The sequence below is a fragment of the Saccharopolyspora sp. MMCC62 genome (genome assembly GCF_057736575.1).
In genome coordinates, this window is record NZ_JBYKCM010000001.1 from 894618 (window position 1) to 911570 (window position 16953).

The 16953-nt window shown below is 70.9% G+C and carries 18 protein-coding genes and 1 CRISPR repeat array (1 of these 19 cut by a window edge); of the genes, 7 read left to right on the forward strand and 11 right to left on the reverse strand.

The window, feature by feature from the left end; all coding sequences use genetic code 11:
* Positions 1-379: a CRISPR direct-repeat array (repeat unit 29 nt; unit sequence GTGCTCTCCACGCACGTGGAGGTGGTCCG); it begins 933 nt to the left of the window's first position.
* A gap of 284 nt (positions 380-663) precedes the next feature.
* Genes AC29IT_RS04010 through AC29IT_RS04060 form a run of 11 tightly spaced genes read right to left on the reverse strand, consistent with a single transcriptional unit; the run spans position 664 to position 12086 of the window.
* A complete protein-coding gene (locus tag AC29IT_RS04010; protein ID WP_488217870.1) occupies positions 664-1020 on the reverse strand; it encodes a WhiB family transcriptional regulator in 357 nt (118 codons plus the stop codon).
* Entirely contained in the window at positions 1017-1706 is a 690-nt protein-coding gene (locus tag AC29IT_RS04015; RefSeq protein ID WP_488217871.1) for a GGDEF domain-containing protein, read from the reverse strand. Before AC29IT_RS04015 ends, AC29IT_RS04010 begins: the two co-directional genes overlap by 4 nt.
* On the reverse strand, positions 1703-2320 hold the full coding sequence (locus tag AC29IT_RS04020; protein WP_488217872.1) for a hypothetical protein: 618 nt from the start codon (positions 2318-2320) through the stop codon (positions 1703-1705). The genes AC29IT_RS04015 and AC29IT_RS04020 overlap by 4 nt, the downstream gene beginning before the upstream one ends.
* Positions 2317-4170 (reverse strand): type IV secretory system conjugative DNA transfer family protein, encoded by a 1854-nt coding sequence (locus AC29IT_RS04025; protein ID WP_488217873.1) that lies wholly within the window; start codon positions 4168-4170, stop codon positions 2317-2319. Before AC29IT_RS04025 ends, AC29IT_RS04020 begins: the two co-directional genes overlap by 4 nt.
* Entirely contained in the window at positions 4167-5234 is a 1068-nt protein-coding gene (locus AC29IT_RS04030; protein WP_488217874.1) for a C40 family peptidase, read from the reverse strand. Before AC29IT_RS04030 ends, AC29IT_RS04025 begins: the two co-directional genes overlap by 4 nt.
* Entirely contained in the window at positions 5234-6733 is a 1500-nt protein-coding gene (locus tag AC29IT_RS04035; RefSeq protein ID WP_488217875.1) for an ATP-binding protein, read from the reverse strand. Before AC29IT_RS04035 ends, AC29IT_RS04030 begins: the two co-directional genes overlap by 1 nt.
* The gene (locus tag AC29IT_RS04040) at positions 6733-8247 is read right to left on the reverse strand and encodes an SCO6880 family protein (RefSeq protein ID WP_488217876.1); all 1515 of its coding nucleotides are present in this window, start codon (positions 8245-8247) and stop codon (positions 6733-6735) included. Before AC29IT_RS04040 ends, AC29IT_RS04035 begins: the two co-directional genes overlap by 1 nt.
* Positions 8247-9833, reverse strand: coding sequence for a TrbL/VirB6 family protein (locus AC29IT_RS04045; protein ID WP_488217877.1), 1587 nt, complete (start codon positions 9831-9833; stop codon positions 8247-8249). The genes AC29IT_RS04040 and AC29IT_RS04045 overlap by 1 nt, the downstream gene beginning before the upstream one ends.
* Positions 9833-10648 (reverse strand): hypothetical protein, encoded by an 816-nt coding sequence (locus tag AC29IT_RS04050; protein ID WP_488217878.1) that lies wholly within the window; start codon positions 10646-10648, stop codon positions 9833-9835. The genes AC29IT_RS04045 and AC29IT_RS04050 overlap by 1 nt, the downstream gene beginning before the upstream one ends.
* Positions 10645-10947 (reverse strand): hypothetical protein, encoded by a 303-nt coding sequence (locus AC29IT_RS04055; protein ID WP_488217879.1) that lies wholly within the window; start codon positions 10945-10947, stop codon positions 10645-10647. The genes AC29IT_RS04050 and AC29IT_RS04055 overlap by 4 nt, the downstream gene beginning before the upstream one ends.
* Positions 10947-12086, reverse strand: a complete 1140-nt coding sequence (locus tag AC29IT_RS04060) for a hypothetical protein (protein WP_488217880.1) — start codon at positions 12084-12086, stop codon at positions 10947-10949. The genes AC29IT_RS04055 and AC29IT_RS04060 overlap by 1 nt, the downstream gene beginning before the upstream one ends.
* Positions 12087-12586: 500 nt before the next feature.
* Here AC29IT_RS04060 and AC29IT_RS04065 point away from each other — a divergent pair, with 500 nt between their 5' ends.
* The 7 genes from AC29IT_RS04065 to AC29IT_RS04095 all read left to right on the forward strand — a co-directional run bounded on the left by AC29IT_RS04065 (position 12587) and on the right by AC29IT_RS04095 (position 16871).
* Positions 12587-13018, forward strand: a complete 432-nt coding sequence (locus tag AC29IT_RS04065; protein WP_488217881.1) for a helix-turn-helix domain-containing protein — start codon at positions 12587-12589, stop codon at positions 13016-13018.
* An 80-nt stretch (positions 13019-13098) separates the two neighbouring features.
* Positions 13099-13920: an alpha/beta fold hydrolase gene (locus AC29IT_RS04070; RefSeq protein ID WP_488217882.1), complete on the forward strand. Its 822-nt coding sequence runs from the start codon at positions 13099-13101 to the stop codon at positions 13918-13920.
* Entirely contained in the window at positions 13917-14465 is a 549-nt protein-coding gene (locus AC29IT_RS04075; protein ID WP_488217883.1) for a hypothetical protein, read from the forward strand. The genes AC29IT_RS04070 and AC29IT_RS04075 overlap by 4 nt, the downstream gene beginning before the upstream one ends.
* The gene (locus AC29IT_RS04080) at positions 14465-15619 is read left to right on the forward strand and encodes an MAB_1171c family putative transporter (protein ID WP_488217884.1); all 1155 of its coding nucleotides are present in this window, start codon (positions 14465-14467) and stop codon (positions 15617-15619) included. The genes AC29IT_RS04075 and AC29IT_RS04080 overlap by 1 nt, the downstream gene beginning before the upstream one ends.
* A gap of 78 nt (positions 15620-15697) precedes the next feature.
* Positions 15698-16027 carry a hypothetical protein gene (locus tag AC29IT_RS04085; RefSeq protein ID WP_488217885.1) on the forward strand — a complete coding sequence of 110 codons (330 nt, stop codon included), beginning with the start codon at positions 15698-15700 and terminating at the stop codon, positions 16025-16027.
* 188 nt (positions 16028-16215) lie between these two features.
* Positions 16216-16557 (forward strand): hypothetical protein, encoded by a 342-nt coding sequence (locus AC29IT_RS04090; RefSeq protein WP_488217886.1) that lies wholly within the window; start codon positions 16216-16218, stop codon positions 16555-16557.
* A 56-nt stretch (positions 16558-16613) separates the two neighbouring features.
* Entirely contained in the window at positions 16614-16871 is a 258-nt protein-coding gene (locus tag AC29IT_RS04095) for a hypothetical protein (RefSeq protein ID WP_488217887.1), read from the forward strand.
* The last annotated feature ends 82 nt before the right edge of the window (positions 16872-16953 follow it).

Sequence of the window (16953 nt, forward strand, 5' to 3'; positions counted from 1 at the left end):
GGAGGTGGTCCGTTGGGCTTGCTGCGGCGCCGTCGCGCCCAGCAGTGCTCTCCACGCACGTGGAGGTGGTCCGGCGGAGAAACGGCACCGCATGCAGCTCCCCGTGTGCTCTCCACGCACGTGGAGGTGGTCCGCAGGACCAGGTCGCCGACCGCGGCCCGTTCGGGTGCTCTCCACGCACGTGGAGGTGGTCCGCGCTTGATCGGGATGAAGTGGTTACAGAAGGCGTGCTCTCCACGCATGTGGAGGTGGTCCGGGCGTGCGGGGTGGCCGGCCTCGGCCCGCGGCGGGCTCTCCACGCACGTGGAGGTGGTCCGTTCGGGCTTAACGGTGGGCCTGGCGCTGGATTCGTGCTCTCCACGCACGTGGAGGTGGTCCGTGCTGGGCCTGCTGTGGGGTGGAGGTGGTCCGACCGCCCCGGTGGTCGAGCCGCACGTGTCGGTGTGCTCTCCACGCACGCCGCACGACGATCTGGTCATGCGGCGCGCATGTGCTTCGCCCGCACGCGGAAGTCGTTCGCCGGTAGGCCGGGCCATCCTGCTCGGCGGAGCGGGCTCCACCTTCGCGTAGGTGCTCAGGGCTCGCCCGAAGACCCCGGACACTTCAGACACTCCGAGGGAGTCTCCGCGCACCGAAAGGCCTGCACCGGTCCTGCAGGCCGGTTCACGCCGTCCGCTGGCGTGGTTCTTCGCCGAGGAGTGTGCGTAGGACGTCGGCGTTGGGCGGTGGGTCGTGTTGGGGTACGAGTCCGGCGGCTCTCCAGCGGGCGAGGATGCGGACTCGTTCTCCGGGGGTGGTGGCGCCGCGGATGCCGTGTTGTTCGGTGTGGGGGCGGAGGAGTTCGTCGATGAGGCAGTCGGTGAGCACTGGACAGGTTCGGCAGATCGCTTTGGCGTTTTCGCGGCGGCGGTGGGCGTCGCTGCCGGATTCGCAGACGTCGTCCTCGCCGAACCAGAGGCGGGGGTCGGTTCCGGCGCAGGCGGCTTCGCGTTCCCAGGAGCGGGCGTCGTGGATCTTCACGGGGTCCTCCCGAGGCGTGGTTGCGGGCCGTGGTCGCGGACGCGTTGCGGCGGTGCGGAGCAGTGGTCGGTCGGCGGGTCGGGGTGCAGCCGCGGGTCGTGGCGGCGCCAGCCGGATCGGAAGAGCTTCGCCTCGTACATGGCGTGATCCGCCGCGGTGACCGCCTCGCGCAGCAGGACCGGCTGGCTCGGCAAGTCGCGCAGCAGTACCAGTCCTGCCGAGCAGCCGACGCGCACCGCGCGTTCGCCGAGTGGCAGGGGCGCGGTGATGGTGTCGAGGAGTTCGTCGGCCAGGACCCCGATCTCCGCCCGGCCCCAGTCGGCGAGGAACACAAACTCGTCCCCGCCGAGCCGGGCGAACACGGATTCCACCGGCAGTACACCGCGCACTCGCCGCGCCACCACGCGCAGCACGTGGTCACCGCTGAGGTGCCCGAAGGTGTCGTTGATCTGCTTGAACCCGTCGAGGTCGAGCAGCCCGCACACGCTGCTGCGGCGCAGGGCTTCCGGGGCCGTGTGCTCCCACCCTGATCTGGTGAGCAGCCCGGTGACCGGATCGCGGTGGGCGATGCGGAGCTGGCGGGTGCGGTGGTGCAGGCGGTGGGCGGCGTGGGCCCAGCCGACTCCGGCGGCCACGGCTCCGGCGCCGGCCGCCGCGGTGCAGGTTTGGTGCATCCAAGGTTTCATTCCGTCTCCTCCCCCGATGAGATGGCGTGCTGTTCTGCCGCGTCGGCGGCGAATCGAGTGGGTCGGCAGCGGGCGCCGACCGGGCGGTGGCGGCCGTCGAGGCAGTGGGCGTGGACCCAGTCGGTCAGCCGCGCGGCGAACCCGGTGCGGGTCTGCTGCAGCCAGAGCTGGGCGTCGCGGACGTTGGCCGTCGCACCGACGTTGGCGCGGCGCCACGAGTAGGCGAGCACCCCGACTTCCTCGGCCAGGCCGGGATGTTCGGCCCAGCACGGCGGGATCGCTCTGGCCGGGGAGCCGGGGTTTCCGAGGAAGGTGGCGTTGTACCAGCCGACGAAGTTGCGGACCGTCCACAGCGGAGAGTGCCGATCGCCGCGGTGTCGCCGGTCTTCGGCGGCTGCGGGCGGCACGTGCAGGACCCACGGGCCCGGTTGGTCGGCTGCGTCGTCCTGCTCCGGTTCCTCCGGTGCGCCGTGCTCCAAGGTTTCGATGCGCCCGCGCAGCGCGGTGAGCTTCGCGGTGAGGGCGCCGACGATCTCGGTCAGCGCCTCGATCGCGGCTTCGGTGCCGTCGTCGTGTCGCGGCCGGTCGCGGGGTACGAGCTCGTCGTCGTTCACGGGTTGCCCACCGCCTCCGTGGCGAAGCCGTCGGCGTCGATCGCGGCGGTGCCTGCTCGGACGGCTTCCTGGTCGGCTCGCAGCTGCGGCCAGTCGGGGCGTTTCCGCACGTCGACAGTGCGGGCGAGGATGGGGCGCAGGTGCCGGTGGAAGATGAGCACCCGCCCGCGCGGCAGGGTTCGGACGGCCCCGGGCCGGTAGGTGGGTACGTCCTCGGTGCCCACGGAGGTGCGGCCGAAGCCGAGCAGCCCGTCGGACTGCTGCTGGTAGCGCTTGCGCTCGTGGTGGGCGGCCAAGGTCGAGACCAGTTCGAGGGTCTTGGGGTCCTTGATGCCGCCCCAGAACGTCAACGTGGTGGTGTTGTCCAGCAGCTGGCGGCGGCCGGACTCACCGTAGAGGTCTTCGAGGTGCGCCATCGACTGCGCGGCCCAGTGGATCAGCACGCCGCGTCCGGCGGAGTCGGCGAGGATCTCCGGGAGCTTCGGGATCGGGGTGGCGTCGTAGAGCTCGTCGAGATCGTTCGTCGCGGGCGGGTCGAGGCGGCGGTGGGGGTAGCTCAACGCCATCTCCTGCTCGGTGGTGAGGATGTCCTCGACGAGCGCGGTCAGCACGGGCCGGACTTGCGCGGCCTGGTGCTTGTCGGCGACCAGGAACAACGAGCCCTGGTTGGCCACGAAGGATGCGGCGTCGAACTCCTCCCCCGCCGCTGGGGAGCACAGCTCCCGCAGCCGCGGGTCCAGCCACGGTTCGATCACCCGGCGCACCGACAGCCACACCGCGTCGGAGGTTTCGGCGACCATGCCGATCTCGGCTCGCAGGTTGTCGGCCAGCTCGGGGAAGCCGTGCCGGCGCAGCAGTTCGACCGGTTCCTGGTCGGGTGGTTTCGTGATCGACCAGGCGACCAGGTCGGCGACTCCGCGCTGTGCGTGGGCCGCGGCGATCAGGTACGCCTGCACCACCGTCTTGGCCCGTTCCCGGAACACCTTGTCGTTGCCACCGGTGTTGGTCAGGCCGACCGCGGAGGCGTCGACGAGCGTTTCCGCGCGGCGCCGGGCGACGCCGAAGTCGCAGCAGCCGGGGATCGGGGACGGCTGGATCCGTGCGGGCCAGCGGACCTTGCCCGTGGTGTCGAAGACGTACACCGGCCCGGCGCCGGGACGTCGCGAGCGGGCCAGCGCGGCGAACTCCACGAGGTCCGGTTTCGTCGACGAGCACACCAGCGCGCCCGGTGCGGCGAGTGCCTTGTGCACGACGTCGGTTCGGCTCTTACCGCTCTGGGTCGGGGCGAAGGCACCCGTGGGGTTCTCCAACGGCGTGCCCAGCAGCTGCCCGTGTGGTCCGCGGTGCAGCGGTGCGGCGACCTCCTCCAGCGGTGCGCGGCGGCGCCGTTCGGCGCCGAGTCCGGGGCGGGTCCACTCCGCGGTGCGGCGCGCGGCGTGCAGGGACAGTTCGCGGCGGATCTCCGCCCGGCTGGCGTGACCGAGCTCGGCGGGGCCGAACCGGGACCACGCCGCCATCCCCACCGGCACGCTCACAGCGCCGCCGACTACGAGGGTGCCGGCTGCGAACGTCCAGTAGAGCGTCGCCCTGCCCTGCAGCGCACTCGTCCACGGATCACCGAACCCCGCCCCCGGATCGGACGGGGTGCCGAGCGCCGACATGGCGGCGGGCAGCCAGTCGCCGAACTCGGGCAGCTGCCAGGGCCCGCCGGTGCAGGCGGTGGCCACCACGGCGGCGAGCACGAGCACTCCCGCCAGCGCGAGCGCGCTGCTGCCCGCGATCACGAGAAGCCCGACCACGGCCAGGTCGCGATCGACGGCCGGGGAGAAGGGGAAATCGGTGCGGTTCACGTGTTCGCTCCCCTCGTGTCGGTGACGCGCCGGATCGCCACGATCTGCGGTTTCCAGGCGTCGAGTTGTTCGAGCACGACTCCGGTGCTCTCGTCGTAGGCGTTGACGATCAGGCCGTGCCCGGCGTACATGCCGACGTGGCGCGGGTTGGCCGGTGAGCCCAGCGAGCCGGGGATGAACACGAGGTCTCCTGGCGCGAGCTGTCCCAGCGCGGCGACCGCGCGGCCGTCGTGGACCTGGCTGGTGGTGCCCGCCGAGATCGGAACCCCGGCGTGCGCCCACGCTGCCTGCACCAAGCCGGAGCAATCGAAGGCGTCCGGGCCCTTCGCGCCGAACACGTAGGGCTTCCCGAGCTGGGCGAGGGCGTACTGCACCGCCGCGCGCCGAGTCGGATCCGCCGGAAGCCGGTAGCCCGGTGGGAGCTGCTGCGGATCGAGCGGAGTGCTCGCGCCACCTTCGTCGCCGCAGAGCGCGATCTGCTCGGCGGGCGTCGCACCCGTCGGGGGCGGCGGGTTGTCCGGGCCGCGCCAGAAGCGGCTCATCAACTCGGCCGCCGGGTCTTCCTGCGGGGCGTAGCGCTCCGGGTAGGCGGAGGCCTGCACGGTCTGCTGCGCCACCCCCGGCGGGAGCCGCCACCAGTCCTGCACTGCGATGAGGCGGTCCAGGAAGGCGTTGGTGGCGTACGTCGGATCGCTGACCTGCTCGGCGCTTCCCCAGCCTTGGCTGGGCCGTTGCTGGAACAGCCCGAGGGAGTCGCGGTCGCCGTAGGGCACGTTGATCAGGTCCGATTCGACGATTGCGGTCGAGAGCGCGAGGACCGCTGCTCGTTGCGGGAGGCGGCGCTGCTCGGCGATGCCGGTGATGGTCTGGGCGTGGGTGAGTTGTTCCCCGGACCAGTGGTGGTCGCCGACCTGCCCACCACCGATCGAGCCGTCTCCGGTCCCGCATCCGGCGGTGGCGGCACCGACGACGGCGAGCAGCGCGACGCCGAGGATCAGTCCGGGTGTGCCGACCAGGTAGACCAGCGCGGCGGCGAGCGCCCAGGTCGCGCGCGACCCCGGCATCAGCGGCCCCCGTTCGCACGCAACTGGGCGTTGGTGTCGAATACGGCCTTCTCGGCGCTGCTGAGCACCGTCTGGATCTTGAAGCCGGGTTGGTTCTCCAACTTCCACAGCGCGCGGCCTTGGCGTTCCATGCACCAGCCGGTGGTGACGTCCTGCTCGGGTTCGCCGAGCCCGAGGTCTTCGGCCAGGTCGTCGGCGACCCGCGTGGACTGTCCGAACAGGATTCTCGTGCTGCACAGCGCGAGCAGGTCCTGCGCGATGGCGACTTCCTGCGATCCGGTGTTGCCGACGGAGAGGAAGTCCGAGGGCTTGTGCCCCACCAGGACCTGGATCTTCCGATCGGTTCGCGACAGCCGCAGGTCCGAGTCGACGGCCTGCACCGCTTTCACCCCGAGCCGCATCTGCCGCCACACCTCGTCGCGCACCACGATGCGGATCTCCCCGTCCTCCTGCAGATCGGTGATCAGCGAGGACCACGAGCCGAGCACGGTCAGCGCCACCGCCACGGCCTGATCACCGCGCGACCGCAGCCGCGAGAGGTCCATCGACTGGATCGGCGCCGCCCAGTCGAGCGCGAAGTTGGTGGGCTCGTCGAACAGCCCCGCCAACGGCCCGGAGATCAGGTTGCCGAGCGCGTCGGTGATCGGCCGCAACGTGTCGAGGAACTGGCGCTCGTCGGCGAACCGCGCGCGCTCGACCAGCATCGGATCGGGATGTGCCAGGGCGTGGTGGACCGCGGGCACGGTGACCTCCCGCAGCCGCGTGTATCCGTCCTCGGCGCCGACCAGGCGCCGGAGCACGTGGGAGAGCACCGCCTCGTCGCTGACGGTGGCGGTGTAGCCCTGCGCTTCGGCGAGCGCGACCAGCAGCTTCGTCCACCGCCCGAGGACGCCGTCGAGCTCGTCGCGCTGGCGGGCCACCGACCAGGAGTCCCACCTGGTGGTGATCGGCCCGAGGTCCAAGGCATTGAGCCGCGCCGGCGAGCCGCGGCCGAGCGCGATCGGCTCGACGCCCAACGCGCGAACAAGCGGGCTGTACTCGCCCTTCACATCACCGGAGATCAGCGTGCGGGTGCCGAACAGCATCATCCGCAGCAGCAGTGCGACCACTGTGGACGACTTGCCGCGCCCGGGTTCGCCGAACACCACCAGGTTCGGGTTGGTGACCAGACCGCCGAGCACCCAGTCGATCGGGCTGCAGTGGAACGCGCCACCGCTGAGGGTGTCGTAGCCGATGCGGGCTCCCATCGCCGGGTTCTGGTTCGCCGCCAGCAGCGGGAACAAGCCGCCGATCTCGTGGGTCGTCGCCAGGTACGTCGCCAACGGTGCTTCCGCCGCCGACCAGCCCCGTCCTGGAACGGGCCGTCCGCGGCGCGGTGCGCGGACGCGGTTGACCGGCCCGGCCGGTCGAGGGTCCGCGGGCGGGCGCGGCGGTGGATTCGTCGGTTCCGCGCCGAACTGGGTGAGCAGCTGGGCGGCGCTGCGATCGCAGTGGCGCATCAGCGCAGACCTCCTCGGGAGCGGGGCAGTCCGATGCCCAGCGGCACGCAGGCGGCGACGAAACCGGAGTCCTGAGCAAGATCCAGCCGCAGCAGCCGGAACCGACCGGCCGAGTCGTTCTCCAGCCGTGCGGCGTGGTCTTCGACCTGCCACGTCGCGGGCACGGTCACCGCGGCGGCCACCGCGTAGCGCACCAGGCTGTGCCCGGCGGCCACGGCCCGTTCCTGCGCTTGGGCGCCACCGACCGCGCGTTCCTCGACCGCGGAGGCCGAAAATCCCTTCTTCGCCTTGAGATCGCGCAGTACCCCGGTGCGGAACCGGATGCTCTGCACCTCCCGGCCCGCGCGCCGCGAACCCAGCACCTCGTAGTGGATTGCCACGCAACGCCGCTCTCCGGCGGTGCGCACGGCCAGCAGCGAGGACAGGCTGCCGAAGACCGTGCCCGCTTCGGGCATCAGCACCGAGTACGACACCGTCGAGTACGCGTCGTGGTCGTAGCGGCGCATCGACGGCGACGGGGCCGCCACCGGGCCTGCGGCGGCCTTCGGCAAGCCCTGCTCCGCCGCGCCGGTCAAGTGCGCGGCGCGCAGCACCGCACTGGAATCCGGGTTGAACGAGGTGCGCACCGCCTCGGCCAATCCGGCGCCCGAAAGCCACTCCACCGAGGTCACCCCCATGGTCTTGAGCGGGCCCTCCAGGCCGTCGAGGACCCGGTACAGCACCCGGGCGCGTCCCTGGACCCCACCGCCCGCGGCCGCCGCCGGTTTCCGCAGCGCGTCCTCGGTGCCGGAGACGGTGACGAACACTTCGTGCCGCACACCGGCGTTCCCGATCGTGCGGTCCAGCTCGTCGGCCACCCGCCGAGCGAGCTCCGGGGCATCGGCGACCTCGTGCTCGCGGCGCCATACCTCGTGCTCGGTCCCGTCGTCGGGCACCGTGCGCACCAGCAGCGAGAGCCGGTCGACGACGTCGCGGTGCCCGATGGACAGCAGCAGGTTCCCCAGCCGGGCGGCCAGCCGCTCGCGCTGCTCCCCCGACAGCAACCCGACCCCGGAGTGCGTCAACCGCGCTGACGCGCCCCACCGGCCGTCGCCGGTGTCGTGGATCAGGCACACCCGGCCCTGGTCGCGCAGCGGCGGACCCTCCGGCAGCTCGACCCGCTGCAGCACCCCGGGTAGATCCGGCTCGTCCGGATCGACCGGGTGCCCCGCCGCCGCGGCGGACTGCCACCGCGACCAACCGGTCGCCACACCGAGCTGGTGCAGCAGCAGGTGCCCCAGCCAGCGCAGCGCCGGACGTCCCCGAACCGGCACCACCACCAAGGCCGCTGCCCCGCCGCAGCCGGCGAGCAGCACCAACGCGTCCAGGAAGCGGCCCGCCGACACCGTCCACAACACCGGCACGGCCAGGACCAAGCAGGTCACCGCCTGCACCGGAGTCAGGCCCATGATCCAGCCGGCGCGTTCCGCGTGCGCCAAACCGCGGTAGATCCGCGGACGATCGCTGTTGCTCATCAGACGTTCAACCCTTCGTCCAGGTCGCCACCGGCACCATCACCGCCGTCTCGTCCCGGCCCGCGGCCGCGGGAACGGTCGTCGGGTGGTTCGTGATCTCCACCGGGCTCCGGAGGCTCCGGCGGGTGCGGTTCCTCGCCTTTCCCGTGGCGAGCCGACGTCTCCGGCGGGTGCGACTCGGCTCCGTCTCCGCTCGGCACCGGAGGTTCCGGCGGCCGCGATGCACCGCCGTCAGGCGGCGGCTGGACCTGCTCTGCACTTCCACCCCCGGGCTCCGGCGGGCCCGACGGCCGCGATGCTTCGCCGTCGGGCGGCGTCGGCTGGTCCTGCTCCGCGCTCCCGCCACCGGGCTCCGGCGGGTCCGGCGGCCGTGTTTCGCCCCCGCCGTCACCGGTGAACTGCGGTCCGATCCCGTCGTCGCTCGTGATCGACCCCCGGTTGGCGGCGGGCGGCCGCACCGGATCGGTTTCGGCTCCGCCCGCGGCGTCGTCGTCCTGCTCCGGCTGTGCCGCGTCCGGGTCCAGCGGCTCGTCGGTGGAGCCGGAACCGCTCGCACCACCGACGCCGTGGGCGTCGCCCTCGGGGTCTCCAAAGTCCGAGACCGCCGCGTCGAACCGCCCGGTCGCGGCGTCCTCCTGCGCCGAGCCACCGTCGCCCGCCCCGGCCAGCGAGGCCGCGGCTTTCACGACCGGGTTGTTCATGCCGTAGGAGTCGATGCCCGTCGACGACGACAACGCGTCCCGGAACACGCCCCCGGCATCGGTGTTCGGGTCGACGAAGGCGAACAACCGGAACAGCACCAGCGGGCTGAACACGCTCAACACCAGCACCCCGATCCCCGCGAGCAGCGCGGACAACCCTTCCGCGCCCGCGACCAGACCGATGCCCAGCACCAGCGCGAGCGCGAGCACCGGTTTCATCGCGATGCACGACAGCAGCCACCGCACCGTCGTCCAGAACCAGCGCTTGGTGACGTTGGCCAGCAGCCCGGCCGCGGTGATCGGGATCGTGGCCACCAGCAGGTAGATCGCCGCTTCGCGGAACAACATCTCCAGCAGGTAGCCGACCGCCGCGGGCAGCACCCCGAGCACCGCACACAGCCCGAGCACGACCGCCTTGATGCCTTCGCCCGTTCCCCCGGCGAACTGGGTCTTCCCCAGCGCTTCCTGGAAGTTCGCCGACTGCAGACCCGCTTGCAGGATGCCCTGGGTGAGCCCGTCGGCGGCGGCGAGGAACGCGCCGACCATGCCGACGGTGACCGCCAGGGCGACCCCGTACTGCAGCGGCCCGGTGGTCAGCCGCACGATCCCGCGTCCGCCGCGCAGCGACGTCATGGTGAGCTGCCAGGAGAACAACCCCAGCGCGAGCACCCCGGAGATCCACAGCATCATCGGCCACAGCACCCCGACCGGACCGTCGTGCGGGTTCACCTCGAACACGGAGAACCGGTCGGCGAGCGCGAACGACTCCCGCAGCAGGTCGAGGCTGCCATCCCACAGCGCCCGCATCGCGGACTCGAACGCGTCCGCCGCGAACTCGGCGATCTCCGAGCCGAGGGAGTCACCGATGTCGTCGAACGGCCACATCAGCCCTCCCGCAGTTCTCGGTAGCCGACCGACACCGAGGCGTCGCTGCCCGGCCACGCGCTCGGCGCCGGCGCGGCAGGCGGCGTCGCGGCGATCCGCCAGCGGTGCCCGTTCCAGCGCATCGCCTGGCAGTCCCCGATCCCGGCGGTGACGGTCTGGCCGCGGTGGTCCACGGAGAACTGGCCGAGCACGCACGCCACCACGAGCCGCCCACCTTCGGCGGTGCCCTTGATCTGCCCGTGCGTGGGCTGGAAGTCGGCGAGCATCCCGGGCACCGGGCCGACGGGCGGCATACCCGCCGACATCCGCAGCGACCGCAACAGCGAGTGCAGCCCGGTCTCAGCGACCCCGGGTGCTCCCGGTTCGGCGAGCTCGGTGAACCCGCGGGCGTAGAGGTCCGGATCGGCACCGCGCAGCGCGGCCTCGTCCAACGCGGCGAGCTGGGCGAGTGCGCCGCGCGCGGTTCCCGGCACACCACCGGGAATCCAGCTGCCCCGCACCGGATGCGCCGGCGGCAGCGTGATCGGCGGTCCGGCCGACCCGGTGCTCAACGGCTGCGGCCGCACGACTTGGGCCGGGAGCACCGGCATCGGCCGGGTCACCAGCTCCAGCACGGACGGCGCGACACCACCGGGCTCGACCGGTTCCGCGGTGACCGGTCCGTCGGGCTTCGCGGGAGCCGGAGCGGGTGTGGTCGCGCGGGCCACGATCAACGCCGCGAGCACGACCACCAGGGCCAGCGCCCCGAGCACCACGGCGGCGAGCCCGGCCCCTGCTCGGCGGCGTTCCTGCGCTTCGTCGCGCCGGGCGCTCACTGCCCGCCCCCGGCGAGTTCGTTGATCAGCGGGTACCCCACCGCGTAGAGCAACCCGCCGGACACCCCGCAGAGCATCATGACGACGCCGACCTTGCCCGCGCGGTGGTGATCCACCCACCGACCACCCGCCCACACCGCCAGGCCCGCGAAGAACCCGACGAGCAGGGCGATCTGCGCGCCCCACTTGAAGAACCCCGCGACTTCGGTGATCTTGTCCGCACCCGGTGGCGGTGCGGGTTGCGGGTTCGGGAGCTGGGACAGGATCGGGGCCACGACGTCGAATCCGGAGTGGAGCATCAGCGGATCACCTTTCGGGAGAAGGACTTCCCGGCCGAGTGCGCCGGGCCGGGCAGCAGGCGCAGGTGCTGCAGCAGCGGAATCGCGGCATCGCGCAACCGCGCGGGAGTGGCCTCGGCGGTGATCCCGCCGAGCGCCACGGACGAGTCGTGCGGCAGGAACACCGCGTGCTGCAGCAACGCCGAAGTGCGCCGCCCGGCCGCGCCCGCCACTCCCGCAGGCCACTTCCGCGCCCCCAGCACCACCAGCTGTGCCGGAGGCACGATCGTCCCGGTCCGGTTCCAGGACTCCAGCCGAGCCAGCACCTGCTCGGCGTGCAGCAACGACGGCCTGCTCGCCCGGCACACCAACAACGGCCGCGGCACCGGCTCCCCGACGCGCAACCACGCCCCCGCACCGGCCAGCGGGTGCGCGGCCACCCGCCACGGGTCGTGTCCGATGTCGACGATCGTCGCCTGCACCGACCGAGCCGCCGCGGCGAAGAACTGCGGCGGCGGAACCATGCCCGGCGTCACGATCGGCAACGACGTCTCGATCCGCGCCAGCACCGCGTGCGCCCGCCACGACGACCGAATCCGCACGGCGGGATGCGGGCCGTCGAACACCGGCCCGTCCGAACGCGCCGCCGCAGCCAACCCCGACCGCACCGGATCCGCGGTGTCCACCAGCAACACCCGACGCCCCGCCAGCTGCAACGCATCCGCGAGCACCGCCGCGACCACCGACGCACCGGCACCCGGCGACGCCGCCAGCACCGGCACGACCGAGCCGAAACCGGACCAGTCCGCGCCACCACGCGCACCCGGTGCGAGCCCCTGCCGCTGCACCACCGCGGCTGCTTGGCCGGTTGCCGCCGCCGTCCGGAACGCGACGTCGTCGCCCTCCGGCTCGACCGTGCCCGACTCGGCTGCCGCCACGAGCCGACCGGCTTCGACAGCACCGACGACATCCGGTGTGGGCAGGTCACCGCGCATCGCGTTCGCGGCACCGGCCAGCCGTCGATCACGCGCGATCAGGCCGCCTCCCGCACCGGCCACCTTCCGGAGCGCTGCGGTGCACGGCTGCCGCGTTCCCGGCGAGGCCCGGTCGACCGGCGACACGGCGGGCGGGGTGCCTGGCTGCTGCTGGAATGAGGACATCACGATTTCTCCGACGTTCGATTGGCATGTGAACTGCGAAAACCGGGGCGGATCAGGACGTGCGGGTCCTGTGCCCGAAGACCGTGCGGATCGGTGCATTCGGCCGTTGTCGAGGCGTGCGGCATCGCGCCGCGCCGAGCAGGTGCGGCGGGTCGATGAAGTTCGAGATCGCCACCGGGCTCGTCGGCCTCGGTGACCGAGACGGTGCTGCCCGTTCAGGGCCAGGGACTCAGCGGTCCCACCGACTCATGCACTGGCGGAGGCGTTCGTGGATCACTGCGCTCCACGGGCGTCGCGTCCCGCGGAGCCAGCGGGGAACCGGCCGGGCCTCGCGATGCCCGGTGTGGTGACCGAGTGAGCATCGCGCCAACCGGTGGATCTTCTCCGCTGATTTCCGCTATAGTGGAACGGACGATGCCAACGTAACCCGGCCGACCGGGAGCGTCAACTGTAGTGGTTTCTCGACTTCATGATTCCGCTATAGTGGACTCAGGGAGTGGGTGGTCGACGTGGTCGACAAGACCGACATGAGCTTCGCCGCACGGCTGCGCAGGCTGTTCGACAGCGTCACCAAGGACGGCGGCGAGAAGTACACCGCGACCGAGGTCGCCGCCGCGATCACCGCGCGCGGCAAGGTCAAAGTGTCCAAGACCTACCTCTACGACCTGCTCAACGGGCAGAAGACCTCACCGAGCTGGCAACTCGTCCAGGCCCTGGCCGACTTCTTCGAAGTCCAGCTCGACTACTTCTCCGACGACGAACGCGCCCACGACCTCAACCGCCAGTACGAGGCCCTCGCCGTACTCGGCGAAGCAGGCGCCCAACGCATCGCCGCCCGCGCCAGCGAACTCACCCCCGAAGCCCTCGAAAGCGTCATGCGCTTCATCGAGTTCCAAGCCGACCAGAGCAAGAAACAACACCCGGAAGGGTGAGCACACCTCATTGGCATCACCACGACGAGCGGGAGACGGTACAGAGGCGAAACGGAACTCAACCGGAAAGCGGGGCACCGGTGGCAGAGGAAGACGGGTTCGTCGAAGTCGACGGCGGGAAGCTGTACTACGAGATCCGCGGTGACGGACCGCCGCTGCTGCTGATCCAGGGCGGCCTCAGCGAAGCCGGCGCCACGACCCAGCTCGCCGAGCACCTGACCGCCGCCGGGTACCGGGTGATCACCTACGACCGCCGCGGCCTGTCCCGCAGCGAGACCACGAGCGCCGAACCACCCGTCACGATGCGCCTGCACGCCGCCGACGCCGCCGCACTGCTCGACGCGGTGGCCACCGAGCCCGCGCTCGTCGTCGGCCCGAGCATCGGAGCCGTCATCGGCCTCCACCTCACCATCACCCGACCTGATCTCGTCGAGCTGCTGGTCGCGCACGAACCTCCGATGCCCTGCCTCGTCCGCGATCCCGAGCAGGAAGCCGGTCTCAACGCCGTCGCCGAGGTCGCAGCCACTGGTGATGTCGTGGCCGCGATCCGCCGCTTCGCCGCGCTGGGTGGAGAACGGGACGACGAACCCGAAATCGGCGCTCGGTCACCGAAACCCGTCGGCGACCCCCAAGCCAACCTGCGACGCTTCTTCGACCACGACTTCTCCGCAGTACGCACTGCCGAACTGTCCTCCGACGAACTCGCCGCCGCCCGGCCCCGCATCGTCGCCACCGGTGGCGCTCGATCGCAGGGCAAGTGGGAACACCGCTGCGCCGAACGTCTCGCCGAGCTGCTGGACCGCCCACTGATCGCCCTCCCCGGCGGCCACAATGGACTCACCAGCCACCCCGCCGGCGTCACCGCGGGACTGCTGGAACTGTTCACCGAGGCCAGAACATGAGCCGCCAGCGCAGTCTGCGGGCATGGCGCAGCGAGCTCGAACTCCGCCGCACCGTGCGGCGACTACTGCGCGAACTCGGCCTGCACCCACCGCTGAACATCGAGCAGCTCTGCGACGCACTCGGACAGCGCTGCGGGCGGCCGATCCGGCTGGTGCCCTGGCCACTTCCCGCGCCCGGCGCGTTCGGGCTGTGGATCGCCACCGCGGAAACCGACTGGATCCTCTACCAGCGCGACACCACCCCAGCTCACCAAGAGCACATCGTCCTGCACGAAATCGGCCACCTCATCAGCGGTCACACCTCCAACAAGGACGACGACGACATCTGGACTCAGCTGTTCCCCGACATCCCACCCGACGTCGTGCGCCGCGCCCTTCGACGCGACGGCTACGCCCCGGCCGCCGAGTACGAAGCCGAAATGGTCGCCACCGTCATCAAGGAATGGGCCGAACTGCTGCACCGGCTCGAAGCCGCACCCGACCGCACCAGCCCCGCCTCCACTCGCATCGGTCGCGCCTTCGACGACCACCAGGGCTGGCTGTGATGCTGGTACCGAACCTGCTGATGTGGGCAGCCGCAGTGATCGCGGCGCTGTGGAAGCTCTCCCAGCTCGCACGGGCACCTCGCGACAAGGGCCTGCACGCGGTCACGATCTGCACGGTCCTCGTCGTGCTCGCGCTGACCGCCCAACTGGCCGGCCACCTACCAGCCTTCGCCGCAGTGCTCCCGGCAGGTTTCCCGAAACTGGCGCAGAACACCCTGCTGACCGTCTTCTTCGCCCTACTGATCGTACTGCTGCACGGCAGCGTCTCCCCACAGCTCGCCACACGCCGCGGCTACCGCGAAATCGGGCTCGCCCTATTGACCTCCGCCGTGCTCGCCGCGACCTTCGCCCGCACCGAACCCGACGACCGCACCGGCTACGAAGACGCCGCCGCACCCGACATGCTCGCCTTCTACCTAGCAGGCAACCTCTACCTCTCCTACGCCTGCGCCCGCGGCGCACACCTCGCCAAAACGACCGCCGAGCACACCCGCTCCCGCGCACGCCTCAGCCTCCACATCGCCGCCGCAGGCCTGCTGATCAACCTCATCGGAACGCACCTCCCCCGAGCGATCTCCACCGCCAGCCGCCTCTTCCTCGGAATCGACCCGATCCCCGGCACCGCGACCTGGACCACCCCAATCCTGGCAATCGGCATCACCACGTTCTTCCTCGGAATCGGCTACCCCGGAGCACGCACCGCCCTGATCAAAATCCGTCTCTGGTTCGAAGCCCGGCGCACCTACCGCCGACTCCGCCCACTCTGGTCGGCCCTCACCGACCGCTTCCCCACCATCGCGCTTTTCCCCAAAGTCTCCGCGACCCGCGAACGCCGTCACCTGCGCGCCCTCCGCCTGCGCACCTACCGCCGCATCATCGAAATCCGCGACGGCCTCGTCTGCCTCAGCCCCTACCTCCCCGAAGCCGCCGACGCCACCCACTCCCCTGCACAGCAAGCACAACTCATCCACACCGCACTCCAACGCAGCACCACCAACACCCCACCCCAGCCACCCAGCATCGTCGCCCCACCCACGACCACCGAAGCAGACGCCGATACCCGCCAACTCCTGGCAATCGCCGACGCATTCGCCAAGTTCGAGTCCACACCCGACACTGATCAAGGCAACCCTGAACAGATCACCAGGTCCTAGTTCGCCGCCGACGAGCGCGCGCGTCCGTAGTTCATCTCGACGCGCGATCACAACGGCAACCAGGTGTAGCAGTCTCGGTTGAACCTGGCTGACGCGTTCGGCTCGATCGCCGGATTGACCGTGGAGTACGGCAAGGCCGTGCCCGGTCGGCTCGGCGCCTCGCGCGACACCGGTGTGCACATGTTCGCCGGCGACTTCTCCCAGGTCGTCTACAGGTACGCCGACGCAATCACGCTCAAGCGCTCCGACGTCGGAACGATCGAGGGCGATGGCAAGCAAATCAACCTGTGGCAGACCAACCAGGTCGCCTACCTCGTGGAAGCGACGTTCGGGTGGCTGGTCAACGACCCGACCTCCTTCATCGCTTACGACATGGTGCCACTTCCCCATGTGGCCGCCGCTGCCTAAAAGGACCCGAACATTGGTTGACATCACCACGCTGCCCGAGCTGCATGAGGGCGACGAGGGCCACATTGACGCCCACAACACTGTCCGCGCGATCCGGCGCAACCACGAGGCCCGGCTGCGCGACCGTGGTCTGCCCCGAACCACCCACACAACATCGGCATCGTCTCCGCGACCGTGACGAGGGCAGCATGAGCAACAACAGCAGAAGGGGACGCCCCGTGGCCGAACGCACCATCCGCACCTTCGACCAGTTCCGGGACGAAGCCGGCCGCGCCGAGCCCTACACCCTGGATCTCAGCTCCGGCGACATCATCGAGATCCCGCCCCCGGACACCACCGAGCAGGTGTTCACCCTCGCCGAGAACGGCCACAAGCCCCGCGAAGCACTCAAGGCCCTGTGCGGCGAGTTCTATCCGCAGATCTACGCCAAGCTCAGGGGTGAGCACATCTCGGTGTTCAACAACCTCGTCGCCGACATGGCCGCCCACTTCGGGATGGGCAGCGCCCCTTCTGGGCATGGCGGGAACTGATCGACCTACTCAACCGCTACGGCGAGGAGGTCGAGTACGACCTCCTCACGGTCGGAGTGGACATCCTCGACTTCTTCCGAGGCGTACACCCGTGGATGCGGCTGTTCCGGATACTCCGTCAGCTCCCGCGCACCTCGCGCTACTGCGCCGACGTCGCCAGCGACGACGAACACGCCGAGCTGGTCGCAGCGAGCGACGACGGTCACGACCAGGCGCGGACAGTCCACCCGCCGTTGCAGACCTGGACCCAGGAAGCGGAGCTTCTCGCGCTGATCGCCGACCTGCTGGCCTACCAGCGCGCCGATTTCGCCTAAGTGCACAGCAAGTCCCACCGCTGGCGTGCACCGAAAACGGTACCGCGGCCCGAGACCGCGTTTGACCGCTCAGCACGACGTA

Excerpts from the sequence above, each read along its gene's own strand:
- AC29IT_RS04015 (WP_488217871.1), bottom strand. The coding sequence starts at position 1,706 with ATGAAACCTTGGATGCACCAAACCTGCACCGCGGCGGCCGGCGCCGGA.
- AC29IT_RS04030 (WP_488217874.1), bottom strand. The coding sequence starts at position 5,234 with ATGCCGGGGTCGCGCGCGACCTGGGCGCTCGCCGCCGCGCTGGTCTAC.
- AC29IT_RS04035 (WP_488217875.1), bottom strand. The coding sequence starts at position 6,733 with ATGCGCCACTGCGATCGCAGCGCCGCCCAGCTGCTCACCCAGTTCGGC.
- AC29IT_RS04040 (WP_488217876.1), bottom strand. The coding sequence starts at position 8,247 with ATGAGCAACAGCGATCGTCCGCGGATCTACCGCGGTTTGGCGCACGCG.
- AC29IT_RS04045 (WP_488217877.1), bottom strand. The coding sequence starts at position 9,833 with ATGTGGCCGTTCGACGACATCGGTGACTCCCTCGGCTCGGAGATCGCC.
- AC29IT_RS04055 (WP_488217879.1), bottom strand. The coding sequence starts at position 10,947 with ATGCTCCACTCCGGATTCGACGTCGTGGCCCCGATCCTGTCCCAGCTC.
- AC29IT_RS04060 (WP_488217880.1), bottom strand. The coding sequence starts at position 12,086 with ATGTCCTCATTCCAGCAGCAGCCAGGCACCCCGCCCGCCGTGTCGCCG.
- AC29IT_RS04075 (WP_488217883.1), top strand. The coding sequence starts at position 13,917 with ATGAGCCGCCAGCGCAGTCTGCGGGCATGGCGCAGCGAGCTCGAACTC.
- AC29IT_RS04080 (WP_488217884.1), top strand. The coding sequence starts at position 14,465 with ATGCTGGTACCGAACCTGCTGATGTGGGCAGCCGCAGTGATCGCGGCG.
- AC29IT_RS04090 (WP_488217886.1), top strand. The coding sequence starts at position 16,216 with ATGAGCAACAACAGCAGAAGGGGACGCCCCGTGGCCGAACGCACCATC.